Source organism: Sporosarcina contaminans (assembly GCF_042679045.1).
GTDB classification, from domain to species: domain Bacteria; phylum Bacillota; class Bacilli; order Bacillales_A; family Planococcaceae; genus Sporosarcina; species Sporosarcina contaminans.
On sequence record NZ_JBHTLT010000067.1, the window covers coordinates 1 to 1,674 of the forward strand.

3 protein-coding genes are annotated in these 1,674 nt (G+C 35.0%); 2 read left to right on the top strand and 1 reads right to left on the bottom strand.

The features are described from left to right. Window positions 1-140: 140 nt before the first annotated feature. Window positions 141-383, bottom strand: coding sequence for a hypothetical protein (locus tag ACFQ38_RS11395; RefSeq protein ID WP_336825723.1), 243 nt, complete (start codon window positions 381-383; stop codon window positions 141-143). A gap of 482 nt (window positions 384-865) precedes the next feature. On the opposite strand from ACFQ38_RS11395, the gene ACFQ38_RS11400 reads away from it, so the two are divergent. Both ACFQ38_RS11400 and ACFQ38_RS11405 read left to right on the top strand, forming a co-directional pair. Then, the gene (locus ACFQ38_RS11400; RefSeq protein ID WP_381480980.1) at window positions 866-1,189 is read left to right on the top strand and encodes a hypothetical protein; all 324 of its coding nucleotides are present in this window, start codon (window positions 866-868) and stop codon (window positions 1,187-1,189) included. Window positions 1,190-1,253: 64 nt separating this feature from the next. After that, window positions 1,254-1,586, top strand: a complete 333-nt coding sequence (locus ACFQ38_RS11405) for a hypothetical protein (RefSeq protein WP_381480983.1) — start codon at window positions 1,254-1,256, stop codon at window positions 1,584-1,586. Window positions 1,587-1,674 lie beyond the last annotated feature (88 nt).

Genomic DNA, 1,674 nt, shown 5'->3' on the forward strand with positions numbered 1-1,674 from the left:
AGACAAGGCGCGAAGTCGAGCGAAGACCCGAATAGAACTTAGGTTCATGAGGGGACGAGCGAGACGAGCAACGCAGTATGCGAGCGTTTGTCAACAAGCTGAAAGAACGCCCGAATAGGACGTTCTTTCTTTATGTTCAATTATTTATTATTAATATAATCCATGCCTTGCTTTGTAATCGCTAAAACGAGGCTCTCTGTTCCTTGACCACTATCCGCCGCGTAATCATTTTCAATAAGGTACTCGATAGCTGCTTTGCTTTGTGCATCAGCTTCTAACATCGCTTTAGGCAAATTATAGCTGGCTCCATTATATGCATAGTGATAATCATACAGGCTTTGCAACAACATATCCGCCATTTGATTTCTTTTCTCATTAGCCATTGGGAATCCCTCCTTGCTAAACAATATACAATAATGAATGAAGAAATTCTTCATTTGCGCTTGTAGAGCATTTTATGAAGAACACATAGTTAATATGAAAGAAAATTCATTCGCCAACTCGCGAAATTAACGCAAAGTACTTTTCCTCTTACGAGAATAGCTGCCATTATATTTCGTTTAGTGATATGTAAAAGAGTTTGTTAAAAAGCAGAACTTTCGGAATCAGAAATGATATACTTATTACAAAACTTTGCATAGAAGTACCTAAAGATACAGTCTTTTACAAACGAGCCATTTTAATAGAACAGGAGGAATCGCTTTCGATACTTTTCTTAACAGCAATTGTGATGTTTCATGGCAAGCTGATGATCCACCATAGTCTGCAGTTTTTTAAATCGTGACATGATGATATTTATCAAGACAGTTCTAAACTATAAACGCTTGAAAGACAAATATTATTAAAATATAAATGGAGAGATTTTTTGAAAAAGATCGTAATCGTAATCCTAACCATGTTAATCGAAACGGGTTTGTTGTGGGCAATCTCTATATTAATCAACTGGGAACTTATGGAGTTTCTTTTCTTAGGAAGTATATTACTATTTGCGATACCGTGGCTGTTTTTATATTTTAATACGCAAAACCAAAACGCATATAACGTCAGTGCAAAAGGGATAACAGGACAGGATGCAGGAGGGGTGAAACTGTTCCGATTTCGTTTTTCACCAATTATGACAGGATTAGTGTTATACATGGTGTTAAGTTTATGTTTGACGATTTTTTACTATTATGAGTACTTTATTTAACTGTATAAATGTCATCGATAAAAAGCACTTCACCCTAAACAGAGCGCTAAAGAATCTATAGTAAATGGAGATGAGATTCATAAATACCACAAATAAAGTTTTATTATCAACTTGTTTACTTTTACTTTTTACTTTATCGGCCTGCAAAAAAACTGAACAATCTAACGAAGATATAGATCCGCAAAATGAACAGCAGAATATAACCTATTCATTTAACAACCCAAACACAGGGCAAGAATTTACTATCATTCATGCTTATTTGCTATATGAAAATTATTTTGCAGCCGTAAAAGAGAATCCAGATGAATCAATCTATGAATTATACCAACAAGAAATCGTACAGCCTGTATTTGAAGCATGTTTGAAGGATGCAGAACTTGTGTGTTTTGCAAGATAAAAGTGCAGAAGAATGCAATGAAAAATACATAAGCTTGCCAGCCTTCATCTGAGTATTCATTTATGTCTAGAAAGTGCGTTTGTTACCC

What these genes read in the sequence shown, in the direction of transcription:
- ACFQ38_RS11395 (WP_336825723.1), bottom strand. Translation starts at nt 383, where the DNA reads ATGGCTAATGAGAAAAGAAATCAAATGGCGGATATGTTGTTGCAAAGC.
- ACFQ38_RS11405 (WP_381480983.1), top strand. Translation starts at nt 1,254, where the DNA reads ATGGAGATGAGATTCATAAATACCACAAATAAAGTTTTATTATCAACT.